Raw genomic sequence first — 17051 nt, forward strand, 5'->3', positions numbered from 1 at the left:
GGTTCAACCTGTATGCCGGTGACCCCGGTCCGGCGCGGCCGTTCCCGCACCGATCCCGAGACGCACGTATGCCGTGTGGTTCCCCCTGCGGGACCACACGGCATACGCGCCCGATCGATGGCTCCAGGTGGCCCGGGTCAGAAGTCCTCGTCGAACCCGACCGAGCCGCTCACCCCCACCTGGTAGGCGGAGACGCGGCGCTCGAAGAAGTTCGACAGCTCCTGCACGTCCTGCAGCTCCATGAAGGCCAGCGGGTTCGGGGAGCCGAAGATCGGGTCGAGCCCGAGCCGCAGCATCCGCCGGTCGGCGACGTGCTCGAGGTAGGAGCGCATGTCGGCGGTCGAGAGGCCCGCGACGCCCTGCCCGAGGAGGTCCTCGGCGAACTGCGCCTCGGCCTCGACGCCCTCGACGAGCATCTGCCGGACCTGCGCGGCCATCTCGTCGTCGAAGAGCTCGGGCTCCTCCTCGCGCACGGTGTCGACGACATCGAACGCGAACGCCATGTGCATCGACTCGTCGCGGAAGACCCAGTTCGTCCCCGACGCGAGCCCGTTGAGCAGCCCGCGCGAGCGCAGGAAGTAGACGTAGGCGAACGCGCCGTAGAAGAACAGCCCCTCGATGACGGCCGCGAAGCAGATGAGGTTGAGCAGGAAGGCCCGGCGGTGCTCCCTGGTCTCGAGCGCGTCGAGGTCGAAGACGGAGTCGATCCAGCGGAAGCAGAAGTCGGCCTTGTGCTTGATCGACGGGATGGTGTCGACGGCCGCGAACGCCTCGTGCCGCTCGGCCTCGTCGGGCACGTAGGTGTCGAGCAGCGTGAGGTAGAACTGCACGTGCACGGCCTCCTCGAAGAGCTGTCGGCTGAGGTAGAGCCGCCCCTCCGGCGAGTTGATGTGCTGGTAGAGGTTGAGCACGAGGTTGTTGGCGACGATCGTGTCGCCGGTCGCGAAGAACGCCACGAGCCGCGACACGAGGTGCCGCTCCGCCGCCGTGAGCCTGCGCAGGTCCGCGAGGTCGGAGTGCAGGTCGACCTCCTCGACGGTCCACGTGTTCTTGATGGCGTCGCGGTAGCGGTCGTAGAAGTGCGGGTAGCGCATCGGCCGCAGCGTGAGGTTCATGCCGGGATCGAGGAGCATCCGGGTCTCGGTGTGGGACAGGGTCTCGGAGAGGGTGTCGGACGGGGTCATTCGCAGGCCTCGCAGGTCTCGGGGTTCTCGAGGGAGCAGGCCACTGCCGCCTCGTCGGTGATGGTGAGCGCGGCGTCGGGTGACGCGGTCGCGGTGGTGGGCTGGCCGGCATACGCGGTCGTGCCCACGCTCGTCGTCGCCTGCTGAATCCGGGTCGCCGGACGCGAGCGCAGGTAGTAGGTCGTCTTGAGGCCGGACTTCCACGCGAAGAGGTACATCGAGCTGAGCTTGCCGATCGTCGGCGAGGCCTGGAAGAGGTTGAGGCTCTGGCTCTGGTCGATGAACGGCTGGCGCGCGGCGGCGAGCTCGATGAGCGCCCGCTGCGGCAGCTCCCACGCGGTGCGGAAGAGGTGGCGCACGTCCTCGGGCAGCGCGGAGACGCCCTGCACCGACCCCTCCGCGCGCTTGATCTGCTCGCGGATCTCGGGGTTCCACAGGTCGCGCGCCTTGAGCTCGCGCACGAGGGCGTTGTTGACCTGGAGGAACTCACCGCTCAGGGTCTCGCGCTTGAAGAGGTTGGAGACCTGCGGCTCGATGCACTCGTAGCACCCGGCGATCGACGCGATGGTTGCCGTCGGTGCGATGGCGATGAGCAGGCTGTTGCGCAGGCCGTGCTCGGCGATGCGCTCGCGGAGTGCGGCCCACCGTTCGGTCTGGGTGCCGGTGACGTCCCAGAGGTCGGGCTGGAGCTGTCCTCGGCTCGCCCGCGTCGTGTCGTATGCCGGGTGCGGCCCCTCGCGCTCGGCGAGCTCGCACGAGACCTCGAGCGCGGTGAGGTAGATCTCCTCGGAGATGCGCGTCGACAGCTCCTTGGCCTCGGGGGAGTCGAAGGGCAGGCGCAGGGCGAAGAAGACGTCCTGCAGGCCCATGAGCCCGAGCCCCACCGGGCGCCAGCGCGGGTTGGACGCGGCCGACTCCGGCGACGGGTAGTAGTTGATGTCGATGACCCGGTCGAGGAACGGCACCGCGGTGCGGACGGTCTCGCGCAGCCGCTCCCAGTCGACCTCGGTGCGGTCGGTCGTGAGGTGTGCCGCGACGTTGACCGAGCCGAGGTTGCAGACGGCCGTCTCACCGTCGGAGGACACCTCGATGATTTCCGTGCAGAGGTTGGAGAGGTGGACCATCGGCGCGCCGACCTCGCCGGCGTCGGAGGTCTGGTTGCACGTGCGGTTGGACGCGTCCTTGAAGGTCATCCAGCCCTGACCGGTCTGGGCGAGGGTGCGCATCATCTTTGCGAAGAGGTCGCGGGCCTTGACCTGCCGGACGTAGCGGCCTTCGGACTCGGCGCGGCGGTAGGCCTCGTCGAACGCGGGACCCCAGAGGTCGACGAGCTCGGGCGCCTGGTCGGGGTCGATGAGCGACCACTGCTCGTCGGCCTCGACCCGCCGCATGAACTCGTCGGGCACCCAGTGGGCGAGGTTGAGGTTGTGGGTGCGGCGGGCGTCCTCGCCGGTGTTGTCGCGCAGCTCGAGGAACTCCTCGACGTCGGGGTGCCACGGCTCGAGGTAGACGCAGGCCGCGCCCTTGCGACGGCCGCCCTGGTTGACCGCGGCGACCGACGAGTCGAGGGTGCGCAGGAACGGGACGATGCCGTTGGACTGCCCGTTGGTGCCGCGGATGAGCGCACCGCGGGAGCGGATGCGGGAGAAGCCGATGCCGATGCCGCCGGCGAACTTCGAGAGCCGCGCCACCTGCTGGTAGCGCGAGTAGATCGAGTCGAGGTCGTCGCGCGGGCTGTCGACGAGGTAGCACGAGCTCATCTGCGGGTGCCGCGTGCCGGAGTTGAAGAGGGTCGGGCTCGACGGCAGGTAGGCCAGGCTCGACATGAGCCGGTAGAACCCGATGGCCTCCTTGGCGGAGGTGGCGAGGCCGCAGGCCACACGCAGCAGGAAGTACTGCGGCGTCTCGATGACGAGCCTCGTCGTGGGGTGACGCAGGAGGTAGCGGTCGCCGACGGTGCGGATGCCGAAGTACTCGAACCGGTTGTCGCCGTGCGGGTCGATGGCGGTGTCGAGCTTGCGGGCGTGGTCCTTGACGAACCGCGCGGTGTCGTCGCCGATGAGGCCCTCGGCGTGACCGAGCGCGACCGACTGGCTGAACGACGCCACGCCCTGGCCGCGGACCTCCTTGTCGAGGTAGGCCGAGAGCAGCCGGGCGGCGAGCCGCGAGTACTGCGGCTCCTCGCCGATCATCTGCGCCGCCGTCTGGATCGACAGCTGGTCGAGCTCCTGGGTGGTGGCGCCGTCGTAGAGTCCGCTGATCGTGCGGGTGGCGACCCGCAGGGGGTCGACCTCGAGCAGGTCACCGCTCACCCGTTCGACGGCGCGCACGATCTTGCCGACGTCGACGACCTCCTGGTCGCCGTTGCGCTTGCGGACGTGCATCTGTGGACGTGTGGAGGCTTCCACCACTGTCATGACTCTCTCCTCGCGAGACCAGACCTGGGGGTCCGGGTCGTGCGGGGAGGACGACGAGGGGAGCGGACGGCATACCGAAGGATGGTGCGACGTCCGAAAGCCTGCCGTCGGCCGTCCCGCGCGGCGTCGGACCACCGCACCCGGCGGGCACGGTGCGCTGGCAGGTCTTCGGACTCATGGGCCTGGCCGGAGCCACCTACTGGCCATCGCTTCCCACACCCATCAGGTGCAGTGCTGCCGACACGGCGTATGCCGTGAGGGATGGCGGTCGTTCCCACTCACCGCTGCGGGGCAGTCCCGGACTTGCACCGGGTTCCCTCTTGCCTCGACGCGCCTGGGTTGGGCGCCGAACCAGCTGCGGTCGCCACCATATATGGACCCGGTGTCGGCTTTGGGACCCACATCTGGTGCCGCGTGTCGGGCTGGTGTGGCCGTGGACGTCCGGGTGGAGGATCACCGAGGTCATGGTCCCTGCGATCCTCCCATCGAGTTGCGGACCGGGCCTGTGGACGACGCGACCGCCCCGCGCCCGCCGTCGGACACGCTGGTTCCATGGCCGACTGGGGAGTCCTGCGTCGCGCTGCCGACGGGCAGCGCGGGCTGCTGACGCGCGCTCAGTGCCTCGCCGCCGGACTGACGGACGACATGCTGCGCTGGCGAGTGGACTCGCGGCGCTGGCGGCGGCTTCACGAGGGTGTCTTCCTCACCGTGCCCGGGCGCGACGACTGGCGGACGACGTCACTGGCGGCGCTGCTGTGCGTCGACCTGCCCGGCGTCGAGTGCGGCGCGGCGTTCGCCGACGAGAGCGCGGCCTTCTGGTGGGGACTCACGTCGCGTCCTCCCGGGGTGGTGACGGTCGTCGTGCCAGCCCGACGCCGGGTCGTCGCGCCGCCCGGCGTCGTCGTGCGGCGCTCCACGCGCTGGGTGGGATACCTCGACGAGTTCGAGGACCCGGCTCGCACGACGGTCGCGGCCACGGTGCTCGACTGCGCCGCTGCGGGAGGCGCCGACGCGGCACTGGCCCGGGTGGCGAGCGCGGTGCAGGGGCGCCGGGTCAACGTCGGTCAGCTCCGCGCCGAGCTCGGCCGCCGGCGCGGGCACCCTCACGGTCCACTGCTGCGCGAGGTCCTGGGTGACGTCGACGCCGGTGCCGAGAGCCCGGCCGAGATCCGCTGGATCCGCGACGTCGAACGGGCGCACGGGCTGCCCGCCGGTCGGCGGCAGGGCGCGACCGACTCGGGGAGGCGACGTCACCACGACAGCCGCTGGACGGCATACCGGCTCGTGGTCGAGGTGGACGGACGCCTTGGTCACGAGGGCTGGTTGGACCGCGTCCGTGACGGCCAGCGTGACCGTGAGGTGGCCGTGGGTGGCGACCTCACGATCAGGGTCTTCTGGCCGGACGTGACGTCCGGCGCCTGTCGCACGGCGGCCGAGGTAGCGGCGCTGCTGCAGGCCCGGGGCTGGACCGGCAGGCCGCACCCGTGCCGCGCGCCCGGGTGCGCGGTGCGTCGCGTGGCTGCCTGAACGCGAGTGGAGGATCGCAGGGACCATGACCCCTGCGATCCTCCACTCGGATACGTCCGCCCGCTGAGCAGCAGGGCGTCAGTAGCGGCGGCCCTGGCCGCCCTTGCCCTTGATGGCCTTCTTGGCGGCCTTGAGGATGACGTCGCGACGCCGCTTGCCCTCGACCTTGTTGGGCAGCGAGAGCTCGACGACCTTCCAGTAGACGCCGCCGACCTGCTTGGCGAGCGAGCCGGTGACGTACTTGAGGTCGTGGCGCTCCATGAGGTCGCGGATCTTCGGCGCGATCTCGGCGTAGCGGTTGCTCGGCATGTCCGGGAAGAGGTGGTGCTCGATCTGGTGGCTGAGGTTGCCCGTCATGACGTGCATGGCCTTCGAGCCGGCGATGTTGCCGGAGCCGAGCATCTGCCGGAGGTACCACTCGCCGCGGGTCTCGCCCTCGATCGAGGTCTTCTCGAAGGTCTCGATGCCGGGCGGGAAGTGGCCGCAGATGATGACGGTGTTGGTCCACACGTTGCGGACGAGGTTGGCGACGAGGTTGGCCGTGAGCGTGTGCCGGGCCGAGCCGGTGAAGGTGGCGGCGGCCATCGCCGGGTGCACGACGTAGTCCTTGGTGGCCTGCCGCTTGATCTTCTCGACGACCTCCTGCGCGTTCTTGCGGAACTCGGCCTTCTCCTTATCGCTGAGCCGCTTGCGCTTGGCGAGGTAGCCGCCGAGCTCGAGGTCGTAGGCGGCGATGGAGTACTCGAACATCAGCGCGTTGGCGACGTGCCAGATCGGCTGGAAGAGGTAGAACAGCGTCCACTTCTGGTCCTCGTCGACCCGCAGGATGCCGTAGCCGAGGTCGTTGTCGCGGCCGAGGACGTTGGTGAAGGTGTGGTGGATCTCGTTGTGGCTGTGCTTCCACTGGCTCGACGGGGACGCGTTGTCCCACTCCCACGCGGTCGAGTGGATCTTCGGGTCACGCATCCAGTCCCACTGGCCGTGCATGACGTTGTGGCCGATCTCCATGTTCTCGAGGATCTTCGAGACCGAGAGGCCGGCCGTGCCGATCCACCAGAACGGGCGCACGCCCTTGACCTTGACGCCGGAGAAGAGGAGCGCGGCGCGGCTGCCCATCTCCAGGTAGCGCTGGGTCTTGATGACCTTCCTGATGTATGCCGCGTCCTTGGCTCCGCGGGAGTCCATCACCTCCGCGCGGATCGCGTCGAGCTCGCGCCCGATCTCCTCGATCTGCTCCGGGGTGAGGTGGGCGGCGGGGTTGGGCCGGCCGGACTTCTTGAGCTCGGGGCGCTGCGGGCGCGGCTCGGCGCTCGTCACGGACAGGCGCGAGTTGACGCCGGTGCGGGTGGCAGCGGTGGTGGGGCGTTCGGGGGCGAGGGTCATGGGGTGTCTCCTTGGGTCTCTCGCTGGATCAGAGGTCGATGGCGCAGGCGCCGGCGGCGGCGCTCACGCAGGTCTGGATCGGCACGGTGCCGGAGTTCTCGTCGGTCGAGGTGATCTCGCCGGTGCGCAGGTCGCGGACGGCTCCCTCGCGCAGCGGCACGACGCAGCCGAAGCAGATGCCCATCCGGCAGCCACTCGGCATGAGGACACCGGCGTCCTCCCCGGCGTCGAGGATCGGGGTGCCGCCGTCCGCGTCGACGGTGACGGCGCTGCGGTCGAAGGTGACGACGCCACCCTCGCCCGGCTCGACGACGCTGGGGCGGAACCGCTCGACGTGGAGGCGGTCGGCGAGGCCGGCGGCCTCCCAGTGCGCCTCCGCGGCGTCGAGCAGTCCAGTCGGGCCGCAGACCCAGGCCTCGCGCTCGCGCCAGTCGGGGACGAGGTCGTCGAGGTCGGCGAGGTCGAGGACGCCGGCCACGTCGTCGTGGTTCTCGTGGAGCCTGATCCGGCCCGCGACGGAGTGCGCGAGAAGCTCGTCGCGGAACATCGCGTCGCGCTCGGACGGCGCGCAGTGGATCTGCACGACGTCATCGAGGTCGTCGAGCGAGCTCCGGAGCATGCCGATGACGGGCGTGACGCCCGACCCGGCGGTGATGAAGAGGACCTTGTCGGGCAGGGTCGCCGGGAGGGTGAAGTCGCCGGTGGCCTGGTCGAGCATGACGAGGGTGCCGGGCTTCGTCGAGCGGACGAGGTGGTTGCTCACCTTGCCGTCCGGGATGGCCTTGGGCGTGATCGTGATGAGGCCGTCGGCCGTGTCGGCGCGATGCGTGAGCGAGTAGGCGCGCCAGTGGCGGACGCCGTCGATGTCGATGCCGATGCGGATGTACTGGCCCGGGACGTGCCCGGCCCAGCCACGTCCGGGCTGGATCGTGATCGTCGCGGAGTCGGCGGTCTCGGGGGTCACCGCGACGATGCGGCCGCGAAGGTCGGCGCCGGACCGCAGCGGGTCGATGAGGTCGAGGTAGTCCGAGGGCACGAGCGGGGTCGCGAGGGCCTGGGCGACCTTGCGCGCACCGTCGAGCACGCCCGCGAGGGGCGCGGAACGGCCCGTGCCTCGGGTCCGGTCGGTGGGGTTCAGCGTTGCAGTCACGTACGCCAGCGTAACCTACGATCGCGTAACTTACGATTCCGTAGGTATGGGTCTCGTCACAGGTCTCCGGCGAGGACCTCGCGCAGGCGGGCGCCGAACTCGACCGATTTCCCGGGCCACGGGCCGTCGGCGGCGGCGAAGCCACCGTGGTGGCTGGGGAAGACGACGAGCGGCAGGCCCGTGGCCTCGGCGACTCCACGCGCGGTCCGTGCCGTCACTGCGTTTCCGGTCTCCTCACCCACGCCGATGACGATCCGGACCGGCGTCCCGCGGAGGGCGTCGACGTCCGGGCGCGACGCCGTGACCGCGTCCGACCGAGCGGACAGCAGCGGGTCGTCGCGGGAGCCGTCGTCCTCGGTCGGCAGCCCGAACTGGGCGGGGTCGGCCGGCGGTTGCGCGAAGTAGTCGTCGGTGTACTCGCCCTGCCACCCGCTCATCCGGATGAACTCGGCCATGCCGTGGCCGAACCCCTTCTCGGCATAGGTCGTTGTCACCCGGTCGGTCGCCCGCCCGGCCGCGTCGGCGTCGGGCAGCGCCCACAGCGACGGAGGTTCGTGCGCGACGACGGTCGCGAGGTCCGCGGGGTGGGCGAGCGCCCACTCGAGCCCGGTCACGGCGCCGCCGCTGCTCGCGAAGACGTCGACCGGCCCGGCGCCGAGGTGCTCGACGAGGGCGTGGAGGTCGGCCGCCTGGTCCTTCGGGTCCTGGTCGGTGCGACCGTCGCGGCGGGTCGTGCTGCGACCGAGCCCGCGCGGGTCGTAGGTGAGGACGGTCCGGTCGGGGAACTCGCGAGCCAGCGCCGCGAAACCGTCGGCGCACATCGGCTGCCCGATCATGAAGAGCGGCGGGCGACCGTCGACGGTCGGGATGGGCCCACGGACGTCGTGGACGAGGTCCACGTCGGGGAGCTCGAGGGTGGACGTCGTCATCTCCGGCTGTGTCGTGGCATGGGTCCACCCTGTCAGCGCCACCTGGTCGTTGTCAGCCACAGCAGTGTCAGCCACAACGCCGTAAGCCAGGGCCCTGTCAGGCACGGCTCAGGAACCGTTGCGACACTGCGGCGCATGACCCGTCACCTCGCCCTCACCGTCCTCGCCGGCGCAGCCCTGCTCGGCGGGTGCTCCGCCGCCGAGGACGTCGCCTCCGACGCGGCGTCCGCGGCCACCTCGCAGGCCAAGGAGTCCGCCCTGCGCGAGCTGCGCGGCTCGATCTGCCCGCTCGTGGCCGACAACGACCTCAGCGAGGCCGACCGCGCCACCCTCGGCTCGGCCATCGACCTCGCGCAGGGTCTGGGCGTCGAGTCCGAGCTGCTCACCGCGGCCGAGGACATCGCCGACTCCGACGGCACCCCGCCCGAGTCCGCCGTGGCCCAGCTCGCCGCCGAGTGCCGCTGAGCCCTCGGCTCGGAGCCCCCTGACCACTGCGGGTGGGTTCGGTGCACTGGGTGCGCAGACAGTTCCGCGCCGCAGTGCACGCTTCCCACTTCAGGCGGCGGGTCCCACGCTCTGCGTGGGCAAGGTGTGGCGACGGGGACATGACGAACCCCCGTATGCCGGGCGGCCGGCATACGGGGGTTCGTCGCGTTCAGTGGTCGGTGTCGCCCGCCATGAGGCGGCCGATCTCGGTGCGGTCGGCGTCCTTGCCGTCGACCTCGGCGACGACCTTGCCGCCGTGGATGACGGCGATGCGGTCGGCCAGGCCGAGGATCTCGTCGAGCTCGGCGGAGACGAGGAGGACGGCCGCTCCTGCGTCGCGGGCCTCGACGATCCGGCGGTGGATGAACTCGATCGAGCCGACGTCGACGCCACGCGTGGGCTGCGCCGCCATGAGCAGGCGTGGCCGCGCCGACATCTCGCGGGCGACGACGACCTTCTGCTTGTTGCCACCCGACAGCGAGCCCGCGGGCACGTCGACGTTGGGGGAGCGGATGTCGAACTCCTCGCGGAGCTTGACGCCGTTCTCACGAACAGCACCGAAGTCACGCACGAAGCCCTTGGCGTAGGGCGGCTCGTCGTAGCGGTTGAGGACGAGGTTGTCGGCGATCGACCAGCCGCCGACGAGCCCGTGCTTCTCGCGGTCCTCGGGGATGTGGCCCACACCCGCGTTGTTGGTGTCGTGCGCGTTGGACCGCGTGATGTCGTCCTTGCCGAGGTGGACCGACCCACCGACCGACGGGCGCATGCCCGCGATGCTCTCGACGAGCTCGCGCTGGCCGTTGCCCTCGACGCCCGCGAGGCCGACGATCTCGCCGGCCCGGACCTCGAGGTCGAAGCCGTCGACGGCGGGCAGCCCGCGGTCGTCCTTGACCTGGAGACCCTTGATGGACAGGACCGTCTCGCCGGGGGTGGCCTCGGCCTTGTCGACGCGCAGGACGACGTCGCGCCCGACCATCATCGAGGCGAGGTCGCTCGTCGTCGTGTTCGACAGGTCGTCGACGCCGCCGACGACCTTGCCCTGGCGCAGGACGTAGCAGCGGTCCGCCACGGCGAGCACCTCGCGCAGCTTGTGCGTGATGAACACGATCGACGTGCCGGCGGCAGCGAGCTCCTTCATGACACCGAGCAGCTCGTCGGTCTCCTGGGGAGTGAGCACCGCGGTCGGCTCGTCGAGGATGAGCAGGTCGGCCTTGCGGGAGAGCGCCTTGAGGATCTCGACGCGCTGCTGGGTGCCGACGGGGAGGTCCTCGATCTCGGCGTCGGGGTCGACGGCGAGGTTGTGCTTCGCGGAGAGCTCCTTGACCATGCGGCGGGCGCCGTCGAGGTCGAGGATGCCGCCCTTGGCGCTCTCGTGCCCGAGCATCATGTTCTCGGCCACGGTCATGACGGGCACGAGCTGGAAGTGCTGGTGCACCATGCCGATGCCCCGGCGGATCGCGTCCTTGGGGTCCTTGATCCGGGTGGCGTCACCCTTGATCGAGATCGTGCCGGCGTCCGGCGTCATGAGACCGAAGATCTGCTTGACGAGGGTGGACTTGCCGGCGCCGTTCTCGCCCAGGAGGGCGACGATCTCGCCGCGGTCGACCCGCAGGGAGATGTCCTGGTTGGCGTGGACCGTGCCGAAGGACTTCGACAGGCCCTCGATCTCGAGGAGGGTCTCGCGCGACGAGGGCGACTCGCGGACCTCGGACGTGGTCTGGGTCATGTCAGTCGCCCTTCACGAACGGCTGCCCCACGGCGCCCGGGGCCCGGACGCGACCGGCGGCCGCGGCGAGGACCACCAGGGTGAGGACGTAGGGCAGCAGGTTGATGAACTGCTGGGGGATGTTGACGACGTCGCTCGCCTGGAGCTGCGAGGCCGAGGCCGACATGAAGCCGAAGAAGAGCGCGGCGGCGAGGGCGCGAAGCGGACGCCAGGCACCGAAGATGAGGATGGCCAGGGCGAGGAAGCCTCGGCCCGAGCTCATCCCGCGCTCGAAGGTGCTCGTGGCCTCCATGGAGAGGTAGGTGCCCGCGAGGCCCGCGAGCGTGCCCGCCATGGTGACGTTGAACAGCCGCAGTGCCACGACGTTGATGCCGGCCGTGTCGGCCGCCGACGGGTACTCGCCGACGGCGCGCGTGCGCAGGCCCCACCGCGTCTTGAAGAGCAGGAAGTGCAGGACGAGGGCGATGACGAGCGCGAAGAGCGCGATCGGTCCGTCGGAGAAGAAGACCGGGCCGATGAGCGGGATCTTCGAGAGCAGTGGCACGTCGAAGTTGGGCAGACCGCGGGGGATCGTCTTGCCCGACTCGTAGTAGAAGGACGTGATGCCCGTGGCGACGATGTTGATGACGACACCGGCGATGATCTGGTCGAGCTGGCCCTTGACCGTCGTGAACGCGAGGAACGCGCCCATGGCGATGCCCGACAGGGCTCCCGCCACGACGCCGACGACGACGGACTGCGTCGCCGCCGCCGCGAAGAAGCCGGCGAAGGCGCCGACGAGCATCTGCCCCTCGATGCCGATGTTGACGACGCCGGAGCGCTCGCCGATGACGCCGACCATGGCACCGAGGACGAGCGGCACCGCGAGGAACCAGGCGTTCGAGAACATCGAGACCGCGATGTTGGGGTTCGCGAAGTAGAACGCGTAGGCGGCGACGAGGACGAGCACGGCGGTGCCCAGCCACACCTTGTTGCGCATGACCCACTCCATGTCAGGCACCCCAGCTTCCGGCGAGCTGGGTCTGCTTCACGGTGTGCCGGCGGAAGATCCACTTGGCGATGACCGGGAGCGAGACCATGAGCAGGGTGATGGCGAGGAGGACGTCGACGACCTCGGGCCGGATGCCCACCTGGAACTGGAGCGTCGGCGCGCCGGCGCGCATGGCGCCGACGAGCACCGCGGCGGGAATGGTCCCGAGCGGGTTGCCCCTGGCGAGCAGGGCGATGGTGATGCCGTCGAAGCCGAGCGAGCCGGCGATGCCGTTCTGGTAGCGGTAGGGCTCGATCTGAAGCAGCTCGAAGGCGCCAGCGAGACCGGCGAGCGCCCCGGACATCGCCATGGCGATGAGCGTGGTCTTCGTCGCCGAGATGCCGGCATACCCGGCAGCGAACTTGTTGCGGCCGACGGTCTGGAGCTCGAAGCCGAGGGTGGTCCGGTTGAGCATCCAGGCGACGACGACGGCAAGGAGGAGCGCGACTGGGAGGCCCCACGGCAGGACGCCCAGCGGCGTCAGCCGGGCACCCTCGGGCACGGCGTGCGAGGCGGGGAACGGCTGGGCCGGGTCGGAGAGCGGACCGTTGTTGATGAGCCAGTCGATGATGCCCACGGCGATCGAGTTGAGCATGATCGTCGAGATGACCTCGTGGACACCGCGGGTCGTCTTGAGGAGGGCGGCGATCGAGGCCCACATCGCACCGAAGAGGACGGCGACGGCGATGGCCACGACGACGAGCAGCGCCGCGGGCAGGTCGCGCAGGGCGTAGCCGACCCAGGCGGCGCCGATGCCGCCGGCCATGAGCTGGCCCTGGCCACCGATGTTGAAGAGGCCGACCTTGAGCGGGATGGCAACGGCGAGGCCGACGAGCACGAGGGGCGTCGTCTTCTGCAGCGTCGCGAGCAGGCCCGACTCCGTGAAGAACGAGTGGGTGAAGAGCAGCTGGTAGGCGTAGGTGGGGTTGAACCCTTGGGCCCGGATGAGGATGGCCCCGATGGCGAACGCCAGCACGACGGCGACGAGCGGGACGATGATCGCCTGGTGCCGGACGAGGAAGCCGAGCACCCCGGTCGGGGGCGGTGGTGCGCCACGCTCGGCGACGACGGGAACCGCCGGCGGGGCGGTCTCCGGCGCGGGGGCGGCGTCCGGAGCGGGGGACGCGTCCTTCGCCGGCGGGCGGTCGGGGTCAGCCATGACTCTCCGTGGGTGTGTGAACGGGGGGCGGAACGGAGGAACGGGTGCCCTCCGGGGAGGGCACCCGTTCCGTCGAGATCATGCTCGGACTGTAGCGGACCGGGCTCCGGCCTCCCGAGGCTTCGGGAGGCCCGCGGAGCACCGCGACGGTGCCGAGCGGGTGCTGCGGGTCAGGCGACCTTGAGGCTGCCGTCCTCGAGCTGCTTGACGATGTCGGCGACCTTGGTCTTGACGTCGGCCGGGATCTTCGAGTCGAAGTCGTGGTACGGCGCGAGTCCGGTCTTGCCCTCGAAGTTGCCGCCCTTGATCGAGCCGTCCTTGGCCTGGTTCAGCAGGTCGGTCGTGCCCTGGGTGAGCTTCTTCTCGGCCGAGGTGATGAGGCACGGGTGCGCCTCGGGGACGGTCTCCCACTGGTCGACGTCGACGCCGATGCAGAAGATCGAGGAGCCCGCGCCGGAGGTCTTCGCGGCCTCGCCGAGGGCGCCGTTGCCGGTGCCGCCACCGGCGCCGAAGATGAAGTCTGCACCCTGCGCGAGCATCTTCTTGGCCTCGCCGGCACCCCACGGGGAGTCGGAGAAGGCGTTGTCACCAGCGGGGTGGTAGACCTTCGCGACCGTCGACTTCGGGTTCGCGGCCTTGGAGCCCTGCTCGTAGCCCTTGGCGTAGTTCTGGGTGGGAGGGATCTCCTGGCCGAGGACGATGCCGAGCTTGTTGGTCTTGGTCATGAGGCCCGCGAGGTAGCCGGCGGCGTAGCCCGCGTTGGCCTCGGGGAAGATGAGGCCGGTGACGTTCGGGGCGGTCGCGGCCGGGTCCTGGAACTGGTCGACACCGATGAACTTGACGTTCGGGTTCGCCTTGGCCGCGGTCACCGTGGCCTCGGCCATGAGGAAGCCGACCGTGACGATGGCGTCGTACTTCTGGTCGGTGAACTGCTTGAGGTTGTTCGCGTAGTCCTTCGCGTCCTTGGTCTCGATGTACTTCGTCTGGACGCCGTCACCCTCGAGGGCCTTGACGCCCTCCCAGGCGGCCTGGTTGAAGTTCTTGTCGTCCACCGAACCGGTGTCGGTGACGAGACCGACGCAGAACACGTCCGCCGAGGAGCAGTCCTTGGGCGCGGCCGAGCTGCCGTCGGAGCTGCTGTCACCGGTGCTGCCGCCACAGCCAGCGAGGACGAGGGCGAGGGCGGCGGGTGCCGCAACGAGGAAAGGCTTGGCCTTCATAGGGGTTACTCCTTGGGGGTGTGCAGGATGCCCCCGAATGTTAGCCGTCGGGGGCGCGGCCCGAGAGCGCCTCGGGATTCCGTTGCCGTGTCGTTACTGGCGGGTCGGAAAGCGCAGGTCAGGAGCCTGCGCGCCGAGCCCGCGAGCGGGTCTCGAGGGCCACGGGCTCGGTGACCGACCCGGTGTCCGGACGGGTGAGCGCGGCGATCTCCGCGGCATACGTCGGGAACTTCGACGTGAGCTCGTCACGGTCGCCGAGGGTGAAGTGCCGCGGGCGGAACGCCGGGCTGCACCAGCACGACAGCAGCGTCCACTCGCCCATCGTCGCCGCGCCCTGCCACCACCCGGACCGCACGAGCATCTGCCGGCGCTGCTCGTTGAGGAGAGCGAGGGTCCCGTGGTTGCGCTTGGGTCCCTCCTTGAGGCGGAGCAGCGCCGCCGGTGCGCCCTCGAGCCACTGCCAGCCCTCGTCGACCCCGAGCCTGTGCATCGCCGAGAACCCGTCGTCGGCGGAGGTGAGCAGGACGAGGATCGAGGACAGCCCCTGCGTGCGCGGGCCCTCGACGAACCACGCCCCCTCGTCGGGGATGGGCTGCATGTTGAGCTCGGCGACGATCTGCTCGGCGGTGCGCATCGGTCAGGCTTCCTCGACCTCGTGGGCGGCGGTGGCGGCCTCGCGGGCACGGGCACGGCACCGGTGGAGCAGCTCGGGAGTGTCGACCTGGGTGCTGCGGCGCTCGCGAACCACGATGATCCCATCCACGAGGACGTCGGTGACGTCGCCCCTCCCCGCGGCGTGCACGAGCAGCGCCGGGACGTCGTGCACCGGGGTGAGGTGCGGCTGGTCGAGGTCGAGCAGGGCGAGGTCGGCCCGCTTGCCGACCTCGAGGCTGCCGACGAGTGAGTCGAGGCCGAGCGCGGCGGCTCCCTCGATCGTCGCGGCACGCAGCACCTGCGTCGCGTCGACCTCGGGGTGCCCGCTCGTGAGCGCGGCGAGGTGTGCGGCCTGTCGCATCGCCTGCCACATGTCGAGGTCGTTCGAGCTCGCGCACCCGTCGGTCCCGATACCGAGGCGTATGCCGTCCGCCCGCCACCGCTGCCAGTCCAGCGCCCCGGAGGCCAGCTTGAGGTTGGAGGCGGGGCAGTGCGCGACGGCCGCGCCGGCCGCAGCGGCGGTGGCCCGGTCGTCGTCGGTGAGGTGGACGCCGTGCCCGAGGACGACCCGGGGAGCGCCGCCGTCGGTGTCCCGCGAGTCGCCGGCCTCGCGCGGACGCATCCAGCCGGCGCGCGCGAGCAGCTCGGTCGGCGTCGCGCCCACCCGGTCGAGGAGGTCGGCGTTCTCGGCGGCGTTCTCGGACGCGTGGGTGTGCAGGACTCCCGACGGTGTCAGCTCGGCGAGGACCGAGGCCACCTCGGCGAGGTGCTCGACCGAGTTCGTGTAGGTCGCGTGCGGCATGGCCGCCACGGGCACCTCGGGGCCGCCGACCTCGCGCAGCACGTCCGGCCATGCCCGCAGACCCGCCATCCGCTCGTCCCACGAGAGGCCGTCCGGACCCGGCCCGGAGAAGAACGTGGGCCCGCCGACGTGCCGGGCACCCGCCGCAACCGCACCACGGTGCGCCGCCTCGTGGTGGAAGTACATGTCGAGCTGGGTCGTGCACCCGCCGAGCAGGGACTCCAGCGCCCCGAGGGTGGCGCCGAGCTCGACCGTGGCTGGGTCCATGACCGCGCCCTCGGCGGCCCAGACCCGCTGGAGGAAGCCCTGGAGGTCCACGGCCTCGGCGATGCCGCGCAGGAGGGTCATCGGCAGATGGGTGTGGAGGTTGACGAGCCCGGGCAGCGCGAGCCGCCCGCGGCCGTCGAGGATCTCGTCGCCGTCGCGCACCTCGACCTCGCCGATCTCGGTGATGACGCCACCCTCGACGACGACGGAGACGTCGCGCAGGACGGAGTCGGTGGGGTCGACGGTGACGACGACGGCGAGGTCGCGCAGGACGAGCCGGCTCATCCCCCCGCCTCCTCGCCGTCGACGGACCTGAAGACCGACCTCGTGTGCACGAGCTCGTCGACGACCGCGAGCACCTTGGGCGCAGCCGACGTGAGCACCGTGTTGATGTCGTCCATCGTGATCGCCTCACCCGGCCGGACGCCGGCGGCAGCGTTGACGACGAGGCTGAGTGCGGCATACCGGAGCCCTGCCTCGGCGGCGAGGGTCACCTCCGGGACGCCGGTCATGCCCGCGACCGTGCCACCGGCGAGCGCGGCGAGCCGGATCTCCGCGGGTGACTCGAAGCGTGGCCCGTCGAAGCAGACGTAGGTGCCGCCGTCGATGACCGGCTGGCCGATGGCGCTCGCGGCGTCGAGCAGCTCCCGCCGCAGGACGGGGTCGTAGGCGTGGGTCATGTCGGTGTGCACGACGCCGCCGAGCCCGTCGCCGTGGAAGGTCGACTCGCGCCGCCGGGTGAGGTCGAGGAAGTCGTCGATGCAGACGATCTCGCCGGCCTCGAGGTCCGGGTCGATCCCGCCGGTGACGTTGATGGCGACGACGTCGTGGACGCCGAGCTCGTCGAGGGCGCGCACGATCGCGCGGTAGTTGATGCGGTGCGGTGGCACGTCGTGCCCCGCCCCGTGCCGGGTCACGAAGACGACCGACTGCCCGTGCCACGAGCCGCGCGTCACCGCTGCCGTCCCGTATGCCGTGTGCACCGTCTCGTGCTGGGCGTCGTCGAGCGCGTCGAGGTCGTAGAAGCCGGTGCCGGCGATGATGCCGAGGGGGTGGGGGCTCACGTCGGTCACGCTACTGGTGGGGAGCCGACGTGGCCCCCGGCGCGCTCGCGTCC

The 17051-nt window shown here is 70.7% G+C and carries 14 protein-coding genes and 1 riboswitch; of the genes, 2 read left to right on the forward strand and 12 right to left on the reverse strand.

Annotated elements, in window-relative coordinates:
* Positions 1 to 137: 137 nt before the first annotated feature.
* Entirely contained in the window at positions 138 to 1184 is a 1047-nt protein-coding gene (locus N798_RS06850) for a ribonucleotide-diphosphate reductase subunit beta (protein ID WP_198030719.1), read from the reverse strand.
* Positions 1181 to 3601 (reverse strand): ribonucleoside-diphosphate reductase subunit alpha, encoded by a 2421-nt coding sequence (locus N798_RS06855; protein ID WP_035947329.1) that lies wholly within the window; start codon positions 3599 to 3601, stop codon positions 1181 to 1183. The genes N798_RS06850 and N798_RS06855 overlap by 4 nt, the downstream gene beginning before the upstream one ends.
* A gap of 156 nt (positions 3602 to 3757) precedes the next feature.
* Positions 3758 to 3957, reverse strand: a riboswitch (cobalamin riboswitch).
* Between the two features lie 196 nt (positions 3958 to 4153).
* Here N798_RS06855 and N798_RS18060 point away from each other — a divergent pair.
* A complete protein-coding gene (locus N798_RS18060) occupies positions 4154 to 5128 on the forward strand; it encodes a type IV toxin-antitoxin system AbiEi family antitoxin domain-containing protein (protein ID WP_052117006.1) in 975 nt (324 codons plus the stop codon).
* Between the two features lie 78 nt (positions 5129 to 5206).
* Here N798_RS18060 and N798_RS06865 read toward each other — a convergent pair whose 3' ends face one another.
* Genes N798_RS06865 through N798_RS06875 form a run of 3 tightly spaced genes read right to left on the reverse strand, consistent with a single transcriptional unit; the run spans position 5207 to position 8590 of the window.
* Entirely contained in the window at positions 5207 to 6511 is a 1305-nt protein-coding gene (locus N798_RS06865) for a fatty acid desaturase family protein (RefSeq protein WP_035947330.1), read from the reverse strand.
* A gap of 28 nt (positions 6512 to 6539) precedes the next feature.
* The gene (locus N798_RS06870) at positions 6540 to 7661 is read right to left on the reverse strand and encodes a ferredoxin reductase (RefSeq protein WP_084100207.1); all 1122 of its coding nucleotides are present in this window, start codon (positions 7659 to 7661) and stop codon (positions 6540 to 6542) included.
* A 56-nt stretch (positions 7662 to 7717) separates the two neighbouring features.
* The gene (locus N798_RS06875; RefSeq protein ID WP_035947333.1) at positions 7718 to 8590 is read right to left on the reverse strand and encodes an alpha/beta fold hydrolase; all 873 of its coding nucleotides are present in this window, start codon (positions 8588 to 8590) and stop codon (positions 7718 to 7720) included.
* Between the two features lie 135 nt (positions 8591 to 8725).
* On the opposite strand from N798_RS06875, the gene N798_RS06880 reads away from it, so the two are divergent.
* Positions 8726 to 9055, forward strand: coding sequence for a hypothetical protein (locus N798_RS06880; protein ID WP_052117007.1), 330 nt, complete (start codon positions 8726 to 8728; stop codon positions 9053 to 9055).
* 190 nt (positions 9056 to 9245) lie between these two features.
* Here N798_RS06880 and N798_RS06885 read toward each other — a convergent pair whose 3' ends face one another.
* The 7 genes from N798_RS06885 to N798_RS06915 form a co-directional block, all read right to left on the reverse strand.
* Entirely contained in the window at positions 9246 to 10802 is a 1557-nt protein-coding gene (locus N798_RS06885; RefSeq protein WP_035947334.1) for an ABC transporter ATP-binding protein, read from the reverse strand.
* A 1-nt stretch (position 10803) separates the two neighbouring features.
* Positions 10804 to 11781, reverse strand: coding sequence for an ABC transporter permease (locus N798_RS06890; protein WP_229708792.1), 978 nt, complete (start codon positions 11779 to 11781; stop codon positions 10804 to 10806).
* Positions 11782 to 11794: 13 nt separating this feature from the next.
* Positions 11795 to 12991: an ABC transporter permease gene (locus tag N798_RS06895; RefSeq protein WP_052117008.1), complete on the reverse strand. Its 1197-nt coding sequence runs from the start codon at positions 12989 to 12991 to the stop codon at positions 11795 to 11797.
* 170 nt (positions 12992 to 13161) lie between these two features.
* Positions 13162 to 14211, reverse strand: coding sequence for a BMP family lipoprotein (locus N798_RS06900; protein WP_035947336.1), 1050 nt, complete (start codon positions 14209 to 14211; stop codon positions 13162 to 13164).
* A gap of 118 nt (positions 14212 to 14329) precedes the next feature.
* On the reverse strand, positions 14330 to 14845 hold the full coding sequence (locus N798_RS06905; RefSeq protein WP_084100209.1) for a cupin domain-containing protein: 516 nt from the start codon (positions 14843 to 14845) through the stop codon (positions 14330 to 14332).
* A gap of 3 nt (positions 14846 to 14848) precedes the next feature.
* Positions 14849 to 16219 (reverse strand): amidohydrolase family protein, encoded by a 1371-nt coding sequence (locus tag N798_RS06910; protein ID WP_052117009.1) that lies wholly within the window; start codon positions 16217 to 16219, stop codon positions 14849 to 14851.
* Positions 16216 to 16998 carry an S-methyl-5'-thioinosine phosphorylase gene (locus tag N798_RS06915; protein ID WP_035947398.1) on the reverse strand — a complete coding sequence of 261 codons (783 nt, stop codon included), beginning with the start codon at positions 16996 to 16998 and terminating at the stop codon, positions 16216 to 16218. The genes N798_RS06910 and N798_RS06915 overlap by 4 nt, the downstream gene beginning before the upstream one ends.
* Between the last annotated feature and the right edge of the window lie 53 nt (positions 16999 to 17051).

This window comes from Knoellia flava TL1 (genome assembly GCF_000768675.1).
Lineage (GTDB): Bacteria > Actinomycetota > Actinomycetes > Actinomycetales > Dermatophilaceae > Knoellia > Knoellia flava.

Coding starts and splice junctions, on each gene's coding strand:
- N798_RS06855 (WP_035947329.1), bottom strand. CDS start 3,601: ATGACAGTGGTGGAAGCCTCCACACGTCCACAGATGCACGTCCGCAAG.
- N798_RS06865 (WP_035947330.1), bottom strand. CDS start 6,511: ATGACCCTCGCCCCCGAACGCCCCACCACCGCTGCCACCCGCACCGGC.
- N798_RS06910 (WP_052117009.1), bottom strand. CDS start 16,219: ATGAGCCGGCTCGTCCTGCGCGACCTCGCCGTCGTCGTCACCGTCGAC.
- N798_RS06890 (WP_229708792.1), bottom strand. CDS start 11,781: ATGCGCAACAAGGTGTGGCTGGGCACCGCCGTGCTCGTCCTCGTCGCC.
- N798_RS06875 (WP_035947333.1), bottom strand. CDS start 8,590: ATGACGACGTCCACCCTCGAGCTCCCCGACGTGGACCTCGTCCACGAC.
- N798_RS06895 (WP_052117008.1), bottom strand. CDS start 12,991: ATGGCTGACCCCGACCGCCCGCCGGCGAAGGACGCGTCCCCCGCTCCG.
- N798_RS06900 (WP_035947336.1), bottom strand. CDS start 14,211: ATGAAGGCCAAGCCTTTCCTCGTTGCGGCACCCGCCGCCCTCGCCCTC.
- N798_RS18060 (WP_052117006.1), top strand. CDS start 4,154: ATGGCCGACTGGGGAGTCCTGCGTCGCGCTGCCGACGGGCAGCGCGGG.
- N798_RS06880 (WP_052117007.1), top strand. CDS start 8,726: ATGACCCGTCACCTCGCCCTCACCGTCCTCGCCGGCGCAGCCCTGCTC.
- N798_RS06905 (WP_084100209.1), bottom strand. CDS start 14,845: ATGCGCACCGCCGAGCAGATCGTCGCCGAGCTCAACATGCAGCCCATC.
- N798_RS06850 (WP_198030719.1), bottom strand. CDS start 1,184: ATGACCCCGTCCGACACCCTCTCCGAGACCCTGTCCCACACCGAGACC.
- N798_RS06885 (WP_035947334.1), bottom strand. CDS start 10,802: ATGACCCAGACCACGTCCGAGGTCCGCGAGTCGCCCTCGTCGCGCGAG.